At 69.0% G+C, this 19,928-nt stretch carries 23 protein-coding genes; 13 read left to right on the top strand and 10 right to left on the bottom strand.

Features of this window, described 5'->3' with window-relative positions; genetic code table 11:
• The first annotated feature begins 84 nt into the window (after positions 1-84).
• From ACZ5PO_RS32790 to ACZ5PO_RS32775, 4 genes are read left to right on the top strand one after another with little or no spacing between them, the layout of a single operon-like run.
• Positions 85-975, top strand: a complete 891-nt coding sequence (locus tag ACZ5PO_RS32790; protein WP_464186814.1) for an ABC transporter permease subunit — start codon at positions 85-87, stop codon at positions 973-975.
• Between the two features lie 3 nt (positions 976-978).
• Positions 979-2,115, top strand: a complete 1,137-nt coding sequence (locus ACZ5PO_RS32785) for a branched-chain amino acid ABC transporter permease (RefSeq protein WP_464186812.1) — start codon at positions 979-981, stop codon at positions 2,113-2,115.
• Positions 2,112-2,879 carry an ABC transporter ATP-binding protein gene (locus ACZ5PO_RS32780; protein ID WP_464186810.1) on the top strand — a complete coding sequence of 256 codons (768 nt, stop codon included), beginning with the start codon at positions 2,112-2,114 and terminating at the stop codon, positions 2,877-2,879. The genes ACZ5PO_RS32785 and ACZ5PO_RS32780 overlap by 4 nt, the downstream gene beginning before the upstream one ends.
• A gap of 12 nt (positions 2,880-2,891) precedes the next feature.
• Positions 2,892-3,590, top strand: coding sequence for an ABC transporter ATP-binding protein (locus ACZ5PO_RS32775; protein ID WP_464186809.1), 699 nt, complete (start codon positions 2,892-2,894; stop codon positions 3,588-3,590).
• A gap of 3 nt (positions 3,591-3,593) precedes the next feature.
• Here the strand turns inward: ACZ5PO_RS32775 and ACZ5PO_RS32770 are convergent, their stop codons facing one another.
• The gene (locus ACZ5PO_RS32770; RefSeq protein ID WP_464186807.1) at positions 3,594-4,349 is read right to left on the bottom strand and encodes a helix-turn-helix transcriptional regulator; all 756 of its coding nucleotides are present in this window, start codon (positions 4,347-4,349) and stop codon (positions 3,594-3,596) included.
• Between ACZ5PO_RS32770 and ACZ5PO_RS32765 the strand changes: the two genes are divergently transcribed.
• On the top strand, positions 4,348-4,554 hold the full coding sequence (locus ACZ5PO_RS32765; RefSeq protein ID WP_464186806.1) for a hypothetical protein: 207 nt from the start codon (positions 4,348-4,350) through the stop codon (positions 4,552-4,554). The genes ACZ5PO_RS32770 and ACZ5PO_RS32765 overlap by 2 nt on opposite strands.
• Before the next feature lie 15 nt (positions 4,555-4,569).
• On the opposite strand, the gene ACZ5PO_RS32760 is transcribed toward ACZ5PO_RS32765, so the two are convergent.
• Genes ACZ5PO_RS32760 through ACZ5PO_RS32730 form a run of 7 tightly spaced genes read right to left on the bottom strand, consistent with a single transcriptional unit; the run spans position 4,570 to position 9,971 of the window.
• Complete coding sequence (locus ACZ5PO_RS32760) at positions 4,570-5,427, bottom strand: urease accessory protein UreD (protein WP_464186804.1); 858 nt, start codon at positions 5,425-5,427, stop codon at positions 4,570-4,572.
• A 7-nt stretch (positions 5,428-5,434) separates the two neighbouring features.
• A complete protein-coding gene (gene ureG / locus ACZ5PO_RS32755) occupies positions 5,435-6,049 on the bottom strand; it encodes an urease accessory protein UreG (protein ID WP_464186802.1) in 615 nt (204 codons plus the stop codon).
• Between the two features lie 45 nt (positions 6,050-6,094).
• Positions 6,095-6,805, bottom strand: a complete 711-nt coding sequence (locus tag ACZ5PO_RS32750) for an urease accessory protein UreF (RefSeq protein WP_464186800.1) — start codon at positions 6,803-6,805, stop codon at positions 6,095-6,097.
• Between the two features lie 9 nt (positions 6,806-6,814).
• The gene (locus ACZ5PO_RS32745) at positions 6,815-7,345 is read right to left on the bottom strand and encodes an urease accessory protein UreE (RefSeq protein WP_464186798.1); all 531 of its coding nucleotides are present in this window, start codon (positions 7,343-7,345) and stop codon (positions 6,815-6,817) included.
• A 4-nt stretch (positions 7,346-7,349) separates the two neighbouring features.
• Entirely contained in the window at positions 7,350-9,062 is a 1,713-nt protein-coding gene (gene ureC / locus ACZ5PO_RS32740) for an urease subunit alpha (protein ID WP_464186797.1), read from the bottom strand.
• A 32-nt stretch (positions 9,063-9,094) separates the two neighbouring features.
• Positions 9,095-9,610, bottom strand: coding sequence for an urease subunit beta (ureB, locus tag ACZ5PO_RS32735; RefSeq protein ID WP_464186796.1), 516 nt, complete (start codon positions 9,608-9,610; stop codon positions 9,095-9,097).
• 49 nt (positions 9,611-9,659) lie between these two features.
• Complete coding sequence (locus ACZ5PO_RS32730; RefSeq protein ID WP_464186794.1) at positions 9,660-9,971, bottom strand: urease subunit gamma; 312 nt, start codon at positions 9,969-9,971, stop codon at positions 9,660-9,662.
• A gap of 223 nt (positions 9,972-10,194) precedes the next feature.
• Here ACZ5PO_RS32730 and ACZ5PO_RS32725 point away from each other — a divergent pair, with 223 nt between their 5' ends.
• From ACZ5PO_RS32725 to ACZ5PO_RS32710, 4 genes are all read left to right on the top strand, one after another.
• Complete coding sequence (locus ACZ5PO_RS32725) at positions 10,195-10,788, top strand: HupE/UreJ family protein (protein WP_464186792.1); 594 nt, start codon at positions 10,195-10,197, stop codon at positions 10,786-10,788.
• Positions 10,789-10,969: 181 nt separating this feature from the next.
• Positions 10,970-12,811, top strand: a complete 1,842-nt coding sequence (locus ACZ5PO_RS32720; protein WP_464186790.1) for an Eco57I restriction-modification methylase domain-containing protein — start codon at positions 10,970-10,972, stop codon at positions 12,809-12,811.
• Positions 12,792-13,877: a BsuBI/PstI family type II restriction endonuclease gene (locus tag ACZ5PO_RS32715; RefSeq protein ID WP_464186788.1), complete on the top strand. Its 1,086-nt coding sequence runs from the start codon at positions 12,792-12,794 to the stop codon at positions 13,875-13,877. Before ACZ5PO_RS32720 ends, ACZ5PO_RS32715 begins: the two co-directional genes overlap by 20 nt.
• A gap of 25 nt (positions 13,878-13,902) precedes the next feature.
• Positions 13,903-14,418, top strand: coding sequence for a DUF1697 domain-containing protein (locus ACZ5PO_RS32710; protein WP_464186787.1), 516 nt, complete (start codon positions 13,903-13,905; stop codon positions 14,416-14,418).
• An 8-nt stretch (positions 14,419-14,426) separates the two neighbouring features.
• Here ACZ5PO_RS32710 and ACZ5PO_RS32705 read toward each other — a convergent pair whose 3' ends face one another.
• Entirely contained in the window at positions 14,427-14,729 is a 303-nt protein-coding gene (locus ACZ5PO_RS32705; protein ID WP_464186786.1) for a DUF1330 domain-containing protein, read from the bottom strand.
• Between the two features lie 139 nt (positions 14,730-14,868).
• Between ACZ5PO_RS32705 and ACZ5PO_RS32700 the strand changes: the two genes are divergently transcribed.
• The 3 genes from ACZ5PO_RS32700 (at position 14,869) to ACZ5PO_RS32690 (ending at position 17,896) form a co-directional block, all read left to right on the top strand.
• Positions 14,869-15,921 (top strand): DUF3616 domain-containing protein, encoded by a 1,053-nt coding sequence (locus ACZ5PO_RS32700; RefSeq protein ID WP_464186784.1) that lies wholly within the window; start codon positions 14,869-14,871, stop codon positions 15,919-15,921.
• Positions 15,922-16,015: 94 nt separating this feature from the next.
• The gene (locus ACZ5PO_RS32695) at positions 16,016-16,828 is read left to right on the top strand and encodes an SDR family NAD(P)-dependent oxidoreductase (protein WP_464186782.1); all 813 of its coding nucleotides are present in this window, start codon (positions 16,016-16,018) and stop codon (positions 16,826-16,828) included.
• Between the two features lie 9 nt (positions 16,829-16,837).
• Complete coding sequence (locus ACZ5PO_RS32690; RefSeq protein WP_464186781.1) at positions 16,838-17,896, top strand: phosphotransferase family protein; 1,059 nt, start codon at positions 16,838-16,840, stop codon at positions 17,894-17,896.
• Positions 17,897-18,013: 117 nt separating this feature from the next.
• Here the strand turns inward: ACZ5PO_RS32690 and ACZ5PO_RS32685 are convergent, their stop codons facing one another.
• A complete protein-coding gene (locus tag ACZ5PO_RS32685) occupies positions 18,014-18,925 on the bottom strand; it encodes a LysR family transcriptional regulator (protein ID WP_464186780.1) in 912 nt (303 codons plus the stop codon).
• A 154-nt stretch (positions 18,926-19,079) separates the two neighbouring features.
• Here ACZ5PO_RS32685 and ACZ5PO_RS32680 point away from each other — a divergent pair, with 154 nt between their 5' ends.
• On the top strand, positions 19,080-19,910 hold the full coding sequence (locus ACZ5PO_RS32680; protein WP_464186779.1) for an alpha/beta hydrolase fold domain-containing protein: 831 nt from the start codon (positions 19,080-19,082) through the stop codon (positions 19,908-19,910).
• Positions 19,911-19,928: the final 18 nt, after the last annotated feature.

Here is a 19,928-nt window from a genome sequence, read left to right as displayed (position 1 = left end):
GCGGGGAGGGAGCGGCTCACGCTGCAACGTCATGGCCGGGCTCGTCCGGCCATCCATCAGAGAAACTGAGTACCGGAAACAGGCATGGAAACGGCAGGCCAGATCGTCAGCTGGATCTACCAATACTTCGACAATTTCGGCTTCCTGCTGCTCGCCGGCGTCGGCCTCATCCTGATCTACAGCATGATGGGCGTCATCAACATGGCGCACGGCGAGCTGATGATGATCGGTGCCTATGTCGCCGTCTCGGCTTTTCATGCGGGCGCGCCGGTGCCGGTGGCCGTCGTGCTGGCGGGGCTCGGCGCCGGGCTCGCCGGGGTGATCATCGAACAGCTCGTCATCCGCCATTTCTATAACCAGCTGCTGTCGTCCCTGGTGGTCACCTGGGGGATCAGCCTGATCATCAGCCAGGGCACGCTGCTGCTGCTCGGCCCGTCGGTGATGAACATGCCGACGCCGCTCGGCAGCTTCAGCGTCGGCCCTTTCGCCTTCGGGGTCTATCGCCTGGTCATGTTCGCCACCGCGCTGGCGCTGATCGGCGGCGTCTGGGCCATCTTCCGGTGGACCCGCCTCGGCGAGCGGGCCCAGGCTACGATGGAGAACCCGGCCATGGCGCGGGCGCTCGGCATCGACACCCGCCGCGTCTACATGCTGACCTTCGGCCTCGGCGCCGCGCTCGGCGGCATCGCCGGGGCCATGTTCGCCATGACGGCGACCATCTCGCCCTTCTTCGGCCAGAACTATACGCCGATGGCCTTCATCACCGTCGTGGTCGGCGGCGGCGCCAGCCCGATCCTGGGGCTCGCCTATGCCGGGCTCTACCTCGCCGGCGTGCAGACCATCTCGTCGAACGTCTTCAACGAATACGTGGGCTACGTGTCGGTGATGGCGGCCGCGCTCCTGGCCCTGCTCGTCATGCCCTCGGGCATCTCCGATTTTCTCGAGCGGCGCCGCACGCGCGCGACGCAGAGGTGAGCGATGCCTGAACCCGCCAAGCCGCTCATGCGCGTCCTCGCCCCCTTCAATGGCCAGCAGACGCTCGGCAACAGCCGCTTCTTCTGGGCCTGCTGGCTCATCGTCGTGGTGGCCCTGGTGGTGCTGCCGTTCGTCGGCACGCGCTATCAGGTGATCACGGCGAGCAACTTCATCATCTCCGCCATCCTGGCGCTCAGCCTGTGCCTGATCTGGGGCTTCTGCGGCATTCTCAGTCTGGGCCAGGCCGCATTCTATTGCGTCGGCGGCTACGCCTACGGCATCGTGGCGATGAACCTCATCGAGCGCCACGGCAACACCGACGTCGCCATCCTGGCCGGCATCGCCGCGCCGGCGCTGCTCGCCGCGGTCATCGGCGGATTGATGTTCTTCAGCCGCCTGAAGGGCGTCTACGTCGCCATCCTGATGCTGGTGACGTCGCTGCTGCTCGGCCTGTTCATGCGCCAGACCGCCGATCCCAGCTACACCATCGGCGCCGCCTATCTCGGCGGCATGAACGGCCTGAGCCCGGCGACGGCCAACGATCCCTCGCTGCCCAGCATCATCCTCGGCTTCGGCGAGGCGGTCACCGAGTTCGACGGCCGCGGCGCGAGCTTCTACTGGCTGGTGCTCGGCATCGGCATCGCCGTCTACCTGGCGCTCAGATGGGTCGTGAACTCCAGCTTCGGCTACGTGCTGGTCGCCGTGCGCGAGGATCCGGAGCGGGCCGAGACCTTCGGCTACGACGTGCGCCTGGTGCAGCTCGGCGTGTTCTGCCTGTCGGCGGCGATCGCCGGCCTCGCCGGCACGCTCTACACCGCCTGGGGCACCTACATCCATCCGGACGGCTTCAGCGTCGGCGCCAACATCCTGGTGGTGATCTGGGTCGCCGTCGGCGGCCGCAAGGACCTGACGGCCGTGGTGGTCGCCACCATGGTGCTCAGCTGGCTCTCGATCGAGCTCGCCACCTGGGGCGAGATCTCCCTTCTGGTGCTGGGCTTCGTCCTCGTGGGCGCCATGCTGGCGGCGCCGGAGGGCGTGTTCATCGCGCTCGGCACCGCCATCGGCCGGCTGCGGCTGCGCCTAAGCGGCGCCGTGGGGAAGAGGCCCCCGGTCTATGGCGTGCCGGAGATGAAGCCATGAACGCGATGCCGAAAACTGACAGCCTGGCGGCGGCGCGCCCGTCCGCGGCTGCCCTGCCGATCCTCGACGTGCGCGACGTGCACAAGGTGTTCGGCGGCATCCGCGCCTTGAACGGCCTGTCCATCGCTGTCGCCGATGGCGAGATCCACTGCGTGCTCGGGCCCAACGGCGCCGGCAAGAGCACCTTCTTCAAGATCCTGATGGGCACCGATCGGCCGACGTCGGGCACGATCCACTACCGGGGCAGCGACATCACGCGGCTGCCGGCGTTTCGCCGGGCGCGGCTCGGCCTCTCCGTCAAGTTCCAGAACATCCGCGCCTTCTCCGATCTCACCGTCTACCAGAACCTGTTCGTGCCGCTGCGGCGCCACCACGGGGTCGGCGAGATCCCGGGCCGCGTCGCCGCGCTGCTCGCCCGCATCGGCCTCACCGGCACGGAGGCGCGCCTGGTGCGAGAGCTGTCGCACGGCCAGCAGCAATGGCTCGCCATCGCCATGGCCATGGCCTCGGATCCGACCGTGCTATTGCTCGACGAGCCGACCGCCGGCATGTCGGTGGAGGAGACCGACAAGACCGCGGCCATCATCCGTGATCTCAACGCGCACGGGGTGACCATCGTCGTCATTGAGCACGACATGACGTTCATCCGGGCGCTGGCGGCGCGCACCAGCGTGCTCCACTACGGCCGGCTCTTCGCCCAGGGCAGCTTCGACGAGATCGCCGCCGATGCGGACGTGCGCCGCATCTACCTCGGCAGCCTGTAAGGGGGAGCCCTCGTGGAGCTCAACATCGCATCGCTGACCTCGGGCTACGGCCGCGTGCAGATCGTCAACAACGTCTCGCTGGCCGTGCGCCCGGCGGAGATCACGGCCGTCATCGGCCGCAACGGCGTCGGCAAGACCACGCTGATCAAGACCATCATCGGAGCGCTGCCCGCGGCATCCGGCAGCATCAGCTTCGGCGGCGCCGACGTCACCCGCCTCGGCCCGACCGAGCGCGCCCGCCTCGGCATTGGCTACGTGCCGCAGGGGCGGGGCATCTTCACGCGCATGACGGTCGCCGCCAACCTGGCACTGGGCGCCGGCGTCGGCCGTGCCGCCAGCCCCGACCTGGAGCGGGCGCTGACCTTCTTCCCCATCCTCGGCAAGCGGCTGTCGCAGCTCGCGGGCTCCATGAGCGGCGGCGAGCAGCAGCAGCTCGCCATCGGCCGCATCCTGGCCGGGCGCCCCGGCATCATGCTGCTCGACGAGCCGTCCGAGGGCATCCAGCCGAGCATCGTGCAGGAGATCGGCGTCATCGTCCGCCGCCTGCGCGACGAGGTGGGGCTCGCCATCATGATCGTCGAGCAGAACCTGTCGCTGATCCAGGCTGTCGCCGACACCTGCCTGGTCATGGACAAGGGGGCCATCATCGCGCGCATCGCCCCGGGCGAGCTGTCCGACCCGGAGGTGGCCCAGCGTTACCTGGCGATCTGATCCTCAGATCAGCCCGAGATGCACGGCCTTGGCGATGGCCTGGCTGCGGTTGGTGGCATCGAGCTTGGCGATGGCGTTCTTGATGTGCAGCCGCACCGTCTCGAGCGAGCGGTCGAGGATGATCGAGATGTCGCCGGAGGTCTTGCCGGCCGAGGCCCAGCGCAGGCACTCGATCTCGCGCGGCGTCAGCCTCGTGCAGCGGACGGTCTCGATCTGGTCCTCGAAGTGCATATCGTGGATGACTTTGGTGAACACGTGCATGAGGCGGAACAGCGGCTCGCGCGTGGCGTCGCGGATGTCGTCCCAATTGGCGGTCGAGCGGTCGACGATGGCGCTCATCACCGCGAAGCGTCCGAACGGCAGGTGCACGGGCACGGTGATGCCGCGCGACAGCCCGAAATCGCCGAGATAGCCGCAGGCCTCGCGCTGGGCCGGGCTCAGCCCGTCGCTCGCCTGCACGTCGGCCCAGTCGATCGGCAACGTCCCTTCGAAGCAGGCGCGATAATAGGGGTCGATGGTCATGAACCGGCTCCACCCCTCATCGAAACCGTCCGGAAAATTGCGGACATTGAGTTTCAGGGGCAGCCATTCGCCGTTCGGCAGCCGCGGCCGCAGCGGCAGGTAGGCATAGAGCACCTGGGTGAACCCCAGGTCGCCGGTCAGGTCCCTCAGCGTATCCAGCGCCTCATTGAAACACGTCGACGCGGCGATGCGATCCCTGAGGTTATCCGGCAGGCAGGCTGCATTGATCCTGAGCATGACGGCAGACTCCGGCTCCCTGGAAGCCATTCATCGAGCAAGATCCATCGGCTCGGTGGTGACGGGGGGCTGGATAAGAAGCCAGATCTTGGCACTCATTGCCGTCTTCTATCCGCCCGTCGACATCTACCGGTTGCATGCGGCAAACCGGCTCGCCGTGGACAGCCGTGAACATGCAAATCCGGTGCCATTCACTTGCAAATGAGGCGGTGGACGCCGCTCAACACTTGCGGATGGGGCGGGCCGGTTTGCCGGCCAGGTGCGGGCGCAGCACGCCCCAGCAGCGATAGACCGCCTCGTGGCAAACCCAGGCCTCTGATGCGAGGATGCGGCAGACGATGACGCTGCCCATGCGGCTGGCGCCGGATGTGGCGACGGAGCAGGTCGCGAGCGCCTGATCCAGCGCTCGTTCGATGCCATCCGGCAGGACGGGGCCGACTGCGACCACGGTCGCGAGATGGGAGGCGCCGCCCCACAGGCGCTGCAACGCGTCGACATCCTCGCCGTCCTCGGCGATGAGGCGGTCCAGCACGACGGGTCGACCGGCCACGCGAACCTCGAATTCAGAGCGCAGCGCCCTGAACTTGAACGCCTCGCCCGCGCCGTAGTGGACACGGCCGGCCGCGATCATGTCGGTGGCGAACAGGCGCGAGCTCGGCTCGAGGTCGATGACGGTGCGCCGTTCGACGCGCGAGTCGGCGAACAGGATCGCCTCGTCCGGATGGTACTCGAGCAGAGCCTGCGCGCCGACCTCGAGCCGGATCGTCTCGCGCGAGGTCGCCCCCTGCGGGCACTTGTAGAACTTGCTCGCTGCCGTCGTGGTGATCAGCGCGCGCGTGCCGGCTTCCATCGTGGCGTAGAGATCGGCCGCATCTCCTTCCACGAAACCGCCGCCGCTGTTGATGGTCAGCAGGAACGGCTGGTCGTCGTGATCCTGATAGTGGCAGCCCTGCCACTGATAGGGGATGCGCCAGCTCTTCGGATCGATCTCCGTGCGACCGTTGCGTTGCACGACATGCAGGTTGAGCAGCGCGTGCTTGCCGATGATCCAGTCGCGATCGGGAAGGACGACGTCCATGCCGGCCTCACGCCGCGTCCGACATGAGCACGCTGTGCTCGATCCAGGTGGTGACCGCCTCGAGGCCCGCCCCGGTCTTCATGTTGGTGAAGATATAGGGCTTGCCGGCGCGCATGCGCTTGGCGTCCCGGTCCATGACGGCGAGGTCGGCGCCGACGTGCGGCGCGATGTCCATCTTGTTGATCAGGAGCAGCGGCGAGCGGGTGATGCCGGGCCCGCCCTTGCGCGGGATCTTCTCGCCCTCGCCGACGTCGATGACGTAGATGTGGCTGTCGGCGAGCTCCGGGCTGAACGTCGCAGCCAGATTGTCGCCGCCGCTCTCGATGAGGATCAGGTCGAGGTCGGGGTAGCGCCGCGTCAGCTCATTGACGGCGAAGATGTTCATCGACACGTCCTCGCGGATCGCCGTGTGCGGGCAGCCGCCGGTCTCCACGCCGATGACCCGGTCCGGATCGATGGCACCGCTGCGCACGACGATATCGGCATCCTCCTGGGTGAAGATGTCGTTGGTGATGACGGCGATCGAGCACCGGCTGCCGAATTCGCGGCAGAGCTGGATGAGGAGCGTCGTCTTGCCCGAGCCGACGGGGCCGGCGATGCCGAGGCGGACGGGTTTACGCATGCTCTGCTCCTCTTTCGATTGGCTGCCGGGGACCCGACTCTCCGGTCATGAGATGCACAGCCGGGTCGGCAGCCGCTCGTGCCGCATCGATGCGGCATCCAACGCCGCATAGGCCGCCGCCATGGTGGTGAGGTTGCGCGTGCGGGCGATCTCGGCGCAGCGCTCGATCAGCGGGCCGGCGTCGGCGATGATGCGCTGCGCCTCCGCCTGGCCCAGCGGCAGCAGGCGCTGGACGACGCCCACCAGGCTCGACAGCCCCGACCAGAGATAGCTTACCACAGCCTGGTCCTCGGTCAGCCGCAGCTCGCTGGCGAGCACCCCGTAGACCATGGCGTGATGGCCAGCGCAGGCGCCGTCGGCGATCATACGCTCCACCTCGCTCATCCCTGGCAGCGCGAACACGGCGCGGCCGCCGGCGGCGAGCGCGGCACCGGTCATGGCCGACGCCTGGCGTGCCTCGCGGCTGAGCTTGAGGGCGCCGAGCTGGCTGTCGACGGCGGCGAGGCCTGCCCGGTCGTCCAAGGCGGCGCAACGGTAGGCGAGGGCGGTGCCGGCAGCGTCGCAGGTGGCCAGGTTGAAGCGCAGCCAGTCGCGGCAGCGCACCTCGGCCTCCGCCGCGGAGGCGACGGCACCGTCTTCGATCCAGGTCTCGAAGCCGAGGCTGTGGGTGAAGGCGCCGGTCGGAAATGCGGAGTTGGTGATCTGCAGCAGGGCCAGGAGGCCGTCACCGCCATTGCTGTTGCGGGGCGCGATCACCTGCGCCTCTCAGTCGTGCCGATGGGCGGCGTGGCCATGATCATGGGAATGGCCGTGGCCGTGATCGTGCGGCGCGGCGTCGTCGCCGTGGTGATGATGGGCGCCGGCGGCGCCGAAGCGGCGGCCGACGAAGGGCGCGAGCACGCGTTCGGCGGTGATGCCCAGGCCGCGCAGCATCTGGGCCGCCAGCGGGTCGTCGGGGGTGAGGATGCCGTCCGCCCGGAAGCGCGCCGGCCGGTGGAAGTTGCCGAGCTGATAGCAGGCCGCCCACCACAGGATCGGGTCCGGCCCCGGCCGCACCAGCAGCAGGTGCTCCGCCTTGGCGCGCACCGCGATGGCGGTGTCGCCGTCGAGGGCGAGCACGTCGCCGTCCTGCAGCTCGCTGCCGCGCGGCAGCGACACGCGCAGCGGCCGCCCCGCTTCGGTCTCGGCGACGAAATGGGCGCTGGCGCGCTCCTCGGAGGTGAGCTCGAGCCAGTCGACGCCGGCGCTCCAGTTCATCTCCGACAGACGGCCGACGATGGCGGTGATGATGGCCATGCCGTCACCGGAAGTAGAACAGCTGGGTCAGCGGCAAGGTTTTTGCCGGCTTCACCGTGATGCGCTCGCCGTCGATGTAGACGTTGTAGGTCTCCGGATCGATCTCGATGTTGGGCATGACGTCGTTGTGGACCATGTCGCGCTTGGAGATGGTGCGTGTGCGCTTGACCGGCATCAGCGTCTGGTGGGTGCGCAGCCGGCCGGCGAGCCCGGCGTCGAGCGCCGCCTGGGTGACGAAGGAATAGCTAGTGCGCGACGCGTTGGCGCCGAGCGAGCCGTACTGCGGCCGGTACTTCAGCGGCTGGCAGGTCATCAGCGAGCCCGCCGGATCGCCCATCACCGCATGCGAAATGAAGCCGCCTTTGACCGAGGTCTCCGGCTTGGCGATGAAGAACTTCGGCCGCCACAACACGAGGTCGGCGAGCTTGCCCGGCGCGATCGAGCCGACATAGCTGTCGACACCGAAGGTGATGGCCGGGTTGATCGTCACCTTGGCGAGGTAGCGCTTGATGCGGAAGTTGTCGTTGCCGCTGCCGTCCTGGGCGAGCCGGCCGAAGCGCACCTTATTGACAGCGGCCAGCTGGAAGGCGCGCTGGGCGCTTTCGGCGGCGCGGCCGACGCCCTGGCTGTCGGAGCCGATCATGCTGATCGCGCCGAGATCGTGCAGCACGTCCTCGGCCCGCATGGTCTCCGCCCGCGCCCGGCCCTGGATGAAGGCCATGTCGGTCGGCACCTGCTTGTTCAGGTTGTGGCAGGTGATCAACATGTCGATCTCTTCATCGTACGTGTTGATCGAGAACGGATTGGTCGGGTTGGTCGAGCTCGGCAGGCAGTTCGGCTCCATCACGCAGCGCATGATGTCGGGCGCGTTGCCGCCGCCGGCGCCCTCCGCGTGGTAGATGTGCATGACCCGGCCGTTGATGGCGGCGAGCGTATCCTCGTAATAGCCGGTCTCGTTCAGCGTATCGGCATGCACCTGCACCTGGAAATCGAGCTCGTCGGCCAGATCCATGCAGGTCTCGATGGCGGCGGGCGACGACGACCAGTCCTCGTGGATCTTCAGCCCGGTGGCGCCGCCGATGACGACCTGCTCGATCAGCGAGCCCTTGGTCGCGGCATTGCCCTTGCCGAAATTGCCGAAGTTCAGCGGGATCTCGGACATCGCCTCGAGCATGCGGTGCAGGTTGAAGACGCCGGGGCACTCGATGCCCACGGTCTTCGGTCCCGAGCCGCCGCCGATCACCGTGGTGAAGCCGGCCGACTGGTATTCGTAGAGCTGTTGGACGCTGTCGAAATGGGGATGGATATCGACGAAGCCCGGCGTCACGATCATGCCTTCCACCGACAGAATGTCGGTGTTGGGCGAGACGATGAGGCCCGGCGTGATGTTCATGGTGTCGGGGTTGCCCGACTTGCCGATGCCGACGATCAGGCCGTCCTTGATGCCGATGTCGGCCTTGATGACACCGAGCACGGGATCGATGATGACAGCATTGGTCACGACCAGATCGAGGGCGCCGTCGCTCGCCTTCCACTTGGAGGCTTGGCCCATGCCGTCGCGGATGGTCTTGCCGCCGCCGAACACCAGTTCGTCGCCGTAGGTGGTGTAATCATGCTCGATCTCGGCGACGAGGCCGGTATCGGCCAGATGAATCTTGTCGCCGGTGGTCGGCCCGTATTGCACGGCATATTCGGGCCGCGACAGCTTCATGCTCATGATATCGTCTCCGGGCGGTCCGCTGCGGGCCTCTAGGATTTCGAGGGGTCGGCCTTGGGCGTGCCGTAGCGCGTGTCCGGCGGCGTTCGGACGGGAAAGCGCTCGCCCTCGAAGCAGAAGCCGTTGGCCTTGAGCCGCTGGATCGCCTGCTGCTTGATCAATTCGGAGCGCACGGTGCCGTTGGTCATGTTGTTCATGCCGTAGGCGACCTGCCGGCCGACGTAGGTGGTGAGCTGCACCTTGCGGCTCTGGCCCGGCTCGAAGCGCACGGCCGTGCCGCTGGGGATGTCGAGGTGCATGCCGAAGGCGGCGGCGCGGTCGAAGGCCATGGCCCGGTTGCACTCGGCGATGTGGTAGTGGGCGCCGATCTGGATCGGCCGGTCGCCGGTGTTGACCATCACCAGCTCGAGCGTCGGGCGGCCGGCGTTGATCTCGATCTCGTCCGGGGCGAAATCGATGAAGCCGCACTTGCCGGGCTCGCCGACATCGAAGGCTTCCGCCGCAATCACCGACGTGGGCAGCGGCGGGCGGGTCCACTTGGCGGGCATGTCCGGGCTCCAGGATGCATGAGCGGAGGCTGATCGCGGGGCGCGATCGTCAGCCGCGGATCGGGTTCATGACGGTGACGAGCTTGGTGCCGTCGGGAAACAGCGCCTCGACCTGCAGGATGGTCAGCATGTCGGCCACCCCGTCCATGACGTGCTCGCGCTTGAGCAGGGTGGCGCCGTACTCCATCATGTCGGTCAGCATCGGGATGCTGCCTTCGCGGGCCCGTTCCAGGATCTCGTCGGAGATCAGCGCGACGGTCTCCGGGTAGTTGAGCCGGATGCCGCGGTCCAGGCGGCGGCGTGCCATTTCGGCGGCGGCCCAGATCTGGATCCGTTCCTCTTCGCGGATGGTCAAATGCATGGTCGGTGGTCCCTCGCGACGTCTGGCGGATGCCTGGCCGGCGGTGGCGTCGGGCGATGCTGCGTTGTGCTGCATGATTAAGGCCCTGCCGCCCCGCGCTGTGTACCTACCTGTCCGGGTAGGATGACCCTGCCGACGCCATCTGCTGTGCTCGCGTCGCCGGCTCGGGCTCGTCCCGTGCCCTGCCCACAGCCCTGCCGATTCCGACCCTGGAGAGCCGCCGATGCGCCGCCTCACCCTTCTCGCCCTCTGCGGCGCCCTGGTGCTCGCCCCCGGGGCCGCGTTCGCCCACGTCGGACCACACACGCCGGCGGACTTCATGACCGGGCTGACGCATCCGCTCTCCGGCCTCGATCACGCGCTGGCCATGGTGCTTGTCGGACTATTCGCCTGGCAGCTCGGCGGCCGGGCGCTGTGGCTGGTGCCCGCCAGCTTCGTGCTCGCCATGGCGCTGGGCGGCGCCCTCGGCATCGCCGGCATCGGCCTGCCGTTCATCGAGGTCGGCATTGCGCTGTCCGTCGTCGCGCTCGGTGCCGCGGTCGCCTTCGGGCTCAGGGTATCGGTCTCGCTGGCGATGGCCGTGGTCGGCCTCTTCGCCGTGTTCCATGGTCACGCCCATGGCGCCGAAATGCCGGCCGGCGCCGGTGCGCTCTCCTTCGCCCTCGGCTTCATGGCAGCCACGGCGGCGCTGCATCTCGCCGGTATCGGGCTCGGTTTCGGGCTGGGCCGCGCCGGCGAGGGGCGTGCCTCGGTTGTGACGCGGCTCGCGGGAGGGCTCGGCAGCGTGGCCGGGCTGCTGCTGCTGGCCACCGCATAGAGCGGCTGCGTCGGAGCTGTCGCTCACCGTTTCGCCGCCACATCGGGCTCATCCCCGGATCATCCCGTGCGCCGGCCGCCGCAGCTCTCTTGCTGCGGCGGCCGATGTCCTGGGCGCCCGGCGGGGAATCACGCTACAAGGGAAATCTCTGGACGCCGGTCTTGTTCTTGATATGTTCCAGATGCGGAGTCGCAAGACGCGGCGATCGGAGCAGGGTGGCGGCATGGGGGAACGGGCCAGCGTCGAGCGCGGGGCGGAACAGCGGTCCGTCCATGCCGCGACCATTCCCCGGACGATCGATCACGACATCGCCAGGGCACTGTCCAATCAGATCGCCGAGAGCCACCGTCTTGCCTTTGCCCGCAGCTTCACCTTGGCGGCGATGCGAGCCTGCCACGGGCTCGCCGGGCTGCCGCAGCCGGTGGCCCGCCCCCGAGGCGTCGAACTGCTGACGCTTACGCCGGAGGCCTTGGCCGCAGCCATCGCCTACGGCCACTCGCTGGCCGCGGCGGAGCCGCTTCAGGCCGGCTACCTCGCCGGCATTGTCTACACGACGGCTCTGCCGGCGCCCTACCGCGCCGAGCACGGCATCTTCTACACGCCGCCGCAACTGGTGGACCGTCTGCTGGCCATGGCGGAGGACGCATCGGTCGATTGGGGCTCGTCACGCGTGCTCGACCCGGCGTGCGGCGGCGGCGCCTTTCTGGCGGCAGCCGCCCTGCGCATGGCGGCGGCGCTCAAGGGCTCCGATCCCGCTTTCGTGCTTCAGCAGATCGGCGCGCGCCTGCACGGCTTCGAGCTGGACCCGTTCGGCGCCTGGCTGGCGCAGGCGGCGGTGGAGCTGGCGCTCGGGGATGTGATCCGGTCGGCAGGACGGCCGGCGCCGCAGATCGTCGAGGTCAGGGACAGCCTGGCCATCGCGCAGGCGGACGTCGGCCGCTTCGATCTGGTCATCGGCAACCCGCCCTACGGGCGTGTGACGCCGGCGCCCGAGCGGCGGGCGTTCTTCAGCCGCAGCGTCTACGGCCACGCCAACCTCTACGGCCTGTTCACGGATGCCGCGCTGCACTGGACGAAGCCGGGCGGGGTCGTCGCCTATGTGACGCCGACATCCATGCTGTCCGGCCTCTATTACAAGTCCCTGCGCGGACTGCTGGCCGCGGCGGCGCCGCCAATTGCGGTGGCGTTCGTCCATGAGCGCACCGGCGTGTTCGCGGACGTGCTGCAGGAAACCATCCTCGCCACTTATCGCCGCGGCGGGGCAGGGCGGTCGGGCAAAGTCGGCTTCATCGAGAACGGCGGGACGGCCTTCCACAAGGCCGGACGCTTCACCTTGCCGGCGCAGCCGCAGGCGCCTTGGCTGCTTCCGCGCCGGCCCGACCAGGTCGCGCTGACGCGGCGCCTGCGGGCCATGCGGCACCGGCTCGCCGATTACGGCTACGGCGTGTCGACCGGGCCGCTGGTCTGGAACCGCTTCAAGGATCAGCTCCAGCAATCGCGCAAGGCTGCCTGCCATCCGGTGGTCTGGGCCGAATCGGTGACCAGCGCGGGCCAGTTCGTGTGGCGGAGCGAGAAGCGCAACCATGCGCCCTGGTTCGCCGCACGGCTGCCTAAGGACAAGTGGCTGATCGTGACCCAGCCCTGCGTGCTGCTCCAGCGCACGACGGCCAAGGAGCAGGCGCGCCGCCTGATCGCCGCGGAGATGCCGGAGACGTTCATTCGCCAGCACGGGGGCGTCGTCGTCGAGAACCACTTGAACATGGTGCGGGCGCTCGGGCCGGATCCCCGCGTGCCGGCCGCGGTCATCGCGGCGCTGCTCAACAGCGCCGTGGTCGACGCCGCGTTCCGCTGCATCAACGGCTCGGTCGCGGTCTCGGCCTTCGAGCTGGAGGAGCTGCCGCTGCCGTCGCCCGCCGTGATGACCAGCTTGGCGAAGCTGGTTGCAGCCGGCGCATCGGCGAAGACACTCGACAGCCTGATCGCGGCTGCCTACGCACGGGACGATGCTGCCGTCGCTTCCTGATATCGGCGAGATCCATCGGCGCCTCCTGGCGATCTTCCCGGAGGGGACGCCGCAGCGCGGCTATTGCACCCGCGAGATGGCGGCGCGGACCGTGTTCGTGATGCTGTACGTGGGGGCGGTCGAGGGCGCCGGCCGTTGGATCGGCCCCAAGCACGTCTATCGCATGGGCGACGCGCAGGCGGCCCGGCACGACGGCACCGAGCGGCTGGCTTACATGGTTGCCGTCGAGAAGCCGGGCTTCGTGGCGCCGGCCGACCGCTGGTTCCAGGACAACACGCGCGAGCCCATCCGCGACGAGACGCTGCGCGACGGCCTGGTGCGCATCGGCGCCGTGGTGACCCGCCCGGGCCTCGCCACCACCTCCTCCAAGGGCCGCTACGCCTTGCAGGCCGGCTTCGCCGCGCTCTTGGATCCAGCCCTGGCGGACGAGCCGCTGGCGGTGGCGATCACTGCCTGGCAGGACCGATCTCTCTCCGCGGGCGCGCTGGCGCGCGTGCGCCTTCAGCAGCGCTCGCTCACCGCCGCACAGTCAAGGGTGCTGGTGACGCTGCCCAACGGCGAGTCGCGGCAGATGGAGGCCGGCCCGTCCTCCGTCATCACCAAGGCGGTGGTGGAGGTCTTCGCCCCCCGCTTCCTGCGCGATCCGGCGGTGCTGTGGATCTCGGAGAGCGGCAACAAGGTCATTCAGCGCGACGACGAGCTGGCGCAATCCCTGGGCCTCAACATCCGGACGGACAAGCTGCTGCCCGACACCATCCTGGTGGACCTGGCGCCGGCGGAGCCCCTGCTGACGTTCGTCGAGGCGGTGGCGACCGACGGGCCGATCACCGAGGCGAGGCGCAGCGCCTTCATCGAGCTGATGACGGTGGCAGGCTTCAAGGACCACCAGATCGCCTTCGTCACCGCCTTTCAGGACCGCAACGCGGCGGCGTTCAAGAAGGCCGTTCCGAATTTGGCCTGGGGCTCGTTCGCATGGTTCGTGAGCGAGCCGGAACATCTGATCGCGCTCGACGGCAGGCTGTCGGGCGGCGCCGGGCTGCTGAGCGATTTCGGCGGGGCGGGTTGAAGCAGCGCGAAGGAGGCCTGGCTAGATGGGTTCGTTCGTAGCGCTCCTGCGCGCCGTCAACCTGGGTGGCAGCACCACCCTCGCCATGGCCGATCTAAAGGCGATCTGCGAGGCGGCGGGCTTTGCGCGCGTGCGGACCTATATCGCCAGCGGCAACGTGGTGTTCGCAAGCGCGCTACCGGAGCGGCAGGTGAAGGCCGCCCTCGAAGCGGGCCTGAAAGCGCATGCCGGGAGGGCGATCGGCGTCGCCGTGCGCAGCTCAGCCGAGATGGCGGCGGTCGTCGCCGACAACCCGTTCCCGGACGCGCCGGGCAACCGCGTCGCCACCATCTTCCTCGACGAAGCCGTGACACCGGCGACGCTGGACGGTGTCAGCGGCCGCGCCGAAGACGAGGAGCTGTCGCTCGGCCGCCGCGAGATCTACGTGCGCTACGGCGCCGCCGGCATGGGCCGCTCGAAGCTGAAGATCCCCGCCGCCAAGGGCGGCACGGCGCGCAACATGAACACCGTGGCCAAGCTCGCCGCCATGGCGGCGGAGTAGGCTGGGCCTCACGCGGCCGGCGGCGTGAACCCGTCGACCAGGATGACGCGGTAGTCGGCGCCGCGCTTGCGGTGCTTCACTGCCTCCTGGTAGGCGGGCGAGTGGTACCAGGCCTTCGCCGCCGCCATGTCCGGGAATTCGAGGAGCACGACCCCGTCCGCCGCGAGGCCCTCGAGTGTCTCATGCGGCCCGTAGAAGGCGAGCGGCTTGGGAGGATTATCGCCGCGGGCCTTGCGGGCGAGCCCGGCGTAGGTCGCCATCTCATCCGGGTCGATCATACGGTCGCGGATGAAGATCACATAGGCGGACATGGCTTGCTTCCTCCCTTCATGAGGCGGTCTTGACGTTGGTTGTCTCCTTCATGGCATTCGCGCCCGGGAACTTCAAATCCATCGGGTTCATCCGATAGCCTATGTTGACGCCACGGTTCGGGCTGACGGAGACGTGGTCATGGACGCACGACGCATCTGGACCGCCGCCGTCGCGGCTTTCGCTCTAGGCGCAGCATTCGTCTGGTGGGCGCCGGCCGCCCGGGCCGAGGGCCTGAAGCCGGTGGCGGGGCCGCTCGAGGCCGAAGGCAGCTTCGCCTTCGAGGGGCGGCGGCGGGACGTGCGGGAACGGCGGCTGGCGCTCAGCGGCATCGCCTGCCCGAGGGAGAGGCGCGGCCCGCTGGGCTGCATCGTGGTCTTCGACGAAGGCATCGAAGCGCGCGCCGTCACGCTGAGCGAGCACAGCTACACGGCCGAGCCGACGCCCATCGTGCTGCTCGCCGCCGGTGTGGAGCTCGACGCCGAGGCGGCGGCGAGCGATGGGCGCTACGTCTACGTCACGGGCTCGCATGCGGCGAAGCGCGAGAGCTGTGACCGCAACCCCGACAGCGGCCACGTCATCCGCTTCCGCGTCGACCCCGTGACCTTCCTGCCGCTGCGCAGCCCGGCCGAGGAGAAGCCGACGCGGCGGCTCGGCGAGATCATGGCCGGCCTGCCGGCGCTTGCGCCGCACGTCGGCCAGTGCCTGGGCCGCGGCGGCGTCGACATCGAAGGGCTGGCCGTCAAGGACGGGCGGCTGTTCTTCGGCTTTCGTGGGCCCACGGCCGGTGACGCCGCCTACGTCCTGTCGGTCGACGCGCAGCAGTTCTTCGACGGCGGCGACGTGCGCCCCGCCTTGGCGTCGGTTCGTGTCGGCCAGGGACGCGGCATCCGCGACCTCGTCGCGGTGAAGGACGGCGTCCTCATCCTGGCGGGGCCTGACGACGACAAGGCGAACGAGGACGTCGGCTGGACCATCTCGCTCTGGGACGGCGCGGCGCCCGCCGGCGAAGTGGCAACGTCGAAGCTGCTCGCCGCTCTCGACCTCGACGGGATCGAGCGCCGCCGTTGCGACAAGCGGCCGAAGCCGGAGGCCATGGCCGTGCTCGAGGATGCGCCCGACCGCTACCGCGTCGCCGTCCTGTCCGACGGCCTCTGCGACGGCGGGCCGATGATCTTCGACCTTCCCCGCTGAGGCAGCCGGAGCGACGCCGCTTCCCACCGCTGCATAACGTGTTCTAGAAACGACTCCGACGAGCCGCGCGGAACAGACGGCAGGCGGAGGACCCATGGACACCATCGAGGGCAAGGTTGCGGTCATCACCGGCGGTGCCAGCGGCATCGGCCTGGCGACGGCCCGGTCGCTGGCCAGGGAAGGGGCCAAGCTGGTGCTGGCCGACATCGAGGCGCCGGCGCTGGACAAGGCGGTGGCCGAGCTGAAGGCGGCCGGTGCCGAGGTCGTCGGCGTCATCGCCGACGTCGGTGACCGCGCTTCCGTCGCCGCGCTGGCCGACGCGGCGTGGAGCCGCTTCGGTGCCGTGCACATCGTCTTCAACAACGCCGGCGTCGCCGTCTTCGGCCCCATGCAGGACATGACCCATGCGGACTGGGAATGGACCATGCGGGTCAACGTCTGGGGACCGATCCACGGTGTCGAGGTGTTCGTGCCGCGCATGATCGCGCAGGGGCAGGGCGGCCACGTGCTGTTCACCGCCTCGTTCGCCGGCCTCGTCAGCAATCGCGACCTCGGGCCCTACTCGGTGTCGAAGGCCGCCGTGGTGGCCATGGCCGAGTGCCTGGCCAAGGACGTCAAGCGCCACGACATCGGCGTGTCCGTGCTGTGTCCCATGCGCGTGGAGACCCGCATCGACGAGAGCTTCCGCAACCGGCCTGCCGAGCTCGGCGGTGCCGCGCCGATGGTCTATCCGGACAAGGAGAGCGGTTCCCTCGAAGGCCGGACCTTGCCGGTGGCCGGGGTGGGGGACTTGGTGGTCGACTCGATCAAGCGCAACGACCTCTACATCATCACCCACAAGGAGACGGAAACCTTTCTGGAGCGCCGTTTCGACCGGCTCAAGGCGGCCGTGGCGCACGCCCTGTAGGAGCTGGCCGTGGACGCAGACGAAGTCGCGGCGCTGGTCGACCAGAGCGCGCTGGTCGCCTGGCTCGATGCCGAGGGCCTGGGCGAAGGGCCGCTCACCGACGTGCGCCGCATCGCCGGCGGCACACAGAACCTCCTGCTGTTCTTCCGGCGGAGCGGACGCCCCTATGTGCTGCGGCGGCCGCCGCGTCATTCGGTGATGAACGGCAACGACATCTCGCGCCGCGAGGCACGCGTGCTGGCAGCACTCGCCGCTACCGACGTGCCGCATCCCCGCCTCATTGCCGCCTGTCCCAATGACGACGTGCTGGGCTGCGCCTTCTACGTCATGGAGCCGGTGGACGGCATCAACGCCGCCGGCACGCTGCCGGAGCCGCACGCATCGAACGCGGCCATGCGCCACCGCATGGGGCTGGAACTGGCCGGCGGCATCGCCACGCTCGGCGCGGTCGACCTGTTCGCGGTCGGTCTCGGCGATCTCGGCAAGCTCGACGGCTTCCTCGAGCGGCAGGTCGGCCGTTGGCGCCGGCAGCTGGAGAGCTACGCGAGCTACGAGGGTTGGCCGGGCTACGGCGACATCCCGGGCGTCGACGACGTCGGCCGCTGGCTGGAGGAGCGCCGGCCGGCGTCGTTCGATCCCGGCATCATCCACGGCGACTACCACCTCTCAAACGTCATGTTCCGCCCCGATGGGCCTGAGCTTGCGGCGATCGTCGACTGGGAGCTCGCCACCATCGGCGACCCGCTGACGGACCTGGGCTGGATGCTGGCCACCTGGCCCGACCCTTCAGGGCCGACGGCGGGGACGGTGGGAACCCAGCCATGGGACGGCTTTCCCACGGCCCGTGAGCTGGTGGCCCACTACGCCGCAAGCAGCCGCCGCGACACGTCCGGCATCGTCTGGCACGCGGTGCTCGGCTGCTACAAGCTAGGCATCCTACAGGAAGGCACCCATGCGCGCGCCTTCGCCGGCAAGGCCGGGATGGACGTGGGCTTGCGCCTGCACACGGCCACCATCGGCCTGTTCGAGCGGGCGCTGAGCTTCATCGACGGCGGTCTGAGGCTTTGAGGCAAGCGCGCGTCACGCCGACGAGGTTGCCGATGCTCCCCGTCGTGCCGGTTATGGCGCTTGCGATGGCCGCCCCGACTGCCAATCCTGACTGTGGCGCGGCTTGCCTTTGCTAGTCTAGCGCGCTGAGCGTGCATCAGCCGCGAACAGGTCGGCGGCCCAGTCGACGAACACCCGGAGCTTGTTGGAGAGGTGGCGGTTGGGCGGATAGACCACGTGGATGGGCGTGGGCTCGGTGGTCCAGTCGCTCAGCACGGGCACGAGCTCACCTGCCGCGATCAGCTTCTCGGCCATGAATGCCGGCGCCTGGGCGATGCCGTAGCCATGCACGGCCGCGGCGACGAAGGCGTTGCCGTCGTTAGTGGCGAAACGGTGGCGGCCGTTCACCGTGATGGGTTCACCGTCGCGGACGAACTCCAGGGGGTACGGCCGGCCCGTGCGGGCGCCAAAGTAGTTCACGACGAGGTGGTCGCGCTCGAGATCGAGCGGGTGGGTCGGCTCACCATGGCGGGCGAGATAGGCCGGTGAGGTGCAGGTCAGGAAGCCGAGCTGGCCGATACGGCGCGCGATCAGCGATTGGTCGGTGATCTCGCCGGCGCGCAGCACGCAATCGACGTTCTCGCTGATCAGGTCCACGGCGCGGTCGGTGACACCCAGATCGACCTGGATGTCGGGATAGCGGGCGTGGAAGTCCGGCAGCGCCGGGATGAGGATGTGGACGGCCACCAGAGCGCTGGTGTCGACCCGCAGGCGCCCGCTGGGCTTTGCCTGCTGCGAGGACATGGTGCTGTCGAGCTCATCGAGCTCGGCGAGGAGACGGATCACCCGCTCGTAATAGGCGGCGCCGTCGGGCGTGACCGTCACACGCCGTGTGGTGCGCGCCAGGAGACGTGTGCGCACGTGGGCCTCCAGGCTCTGGACCAGCTTGGTCAGCGTGGCTTTGGGCATCGCGAGCGAGGAAGCGGCCCGCGTGAAGTTGCCCGCTTCGACGACGCGTACGAAGGCGCGAAGCGCCGCCATCTGGTCCATTCAGCTCATCCCACGCACGTGAAGGCGATATTATTCCCGAACAGAAACAGTGTGGTCAAGAAAGGACCCTTTATTCAGCTGTGAGCGCAAATTAGCTCTGGCATCGTTATTCCGCACCGCACAATGGTTGGCGGTGGGCGGCGAGTACCCGGCCATGATCAAGTCCACCGACGAAGAGCTGATTGTCGACGGCATCCCCCTCGGCGCGCGCCTGCACCAGCCCAGCGACAATCGGGGCGCCGCGCCGGTCGTGCTGCACATACACGGCGGCTGCTTCGTCGGCGGATCCGCTGCGCAGGGCGACGGCGTCGCCCGGCTCATCGCCGAAGCCGGTGCCCACGTCCTCTCGGCCGACTATCCGCTGGCGCCGCACCACCCGTTTCCGCAGGCCCTGGAGCAGCTGTTCCTGGTGTTGAAGATGCTCGATCGCCTGCGCGGGCGCTTCGGCCGCCGCTCGTCGCGGCTCGTGGTCGCCGGTGAGGAGGCCGGTGGCAACCTTGCCGCAGCCCTCGCGCTGGTCACGCGCGACCGCCAGGGCCCCAAGCTCGCCGGCCAGATCCTCATCGGGCCCATGCTCGATCCCTGCCTGGGCACGCGCTCCCTGCGTATGGCCGATGCCGGCCCGGTGGGTTGCTGCTGGGCCGACGGCTGGGATGCCTATCTCGGCGCGCCCGAGCGGGCGGCCCACCCTTACGCGGCGCCCGGCAACGCCTCCCGCCTCGGCGGCGTTGCGCCGGCGCTGGTGGTCACCGCGGCCGACGACCCCATGCGGGACGAATGCTTGGCCTATGCCGAGCGCCTCCGCCAGGCCGGCGTCACGGCCGGGCAGGAGGAGATTGCCGGCCCAACCGGCTGGCCCGAATCCCTGCGCGCGCCCTCGCTGGCAGCGGCGCCGTTCGCGGCGCGGCTACGCGACAGTTTCGTTGAGTTCTTCAAGAGCATAGCCCCTGCGCCCGGCCGCTCCGCGGCGGCCGCTGGAGCCTGACCGATCGGAGCACCATCC

The organism is Chelatococcus sp. KU-N122, assembly GCF_055391085.1.
Note: the sequence above shows the minus strand (reverse complement) of the source record. Positions and strands in the feature narration are given on the sequence as shown.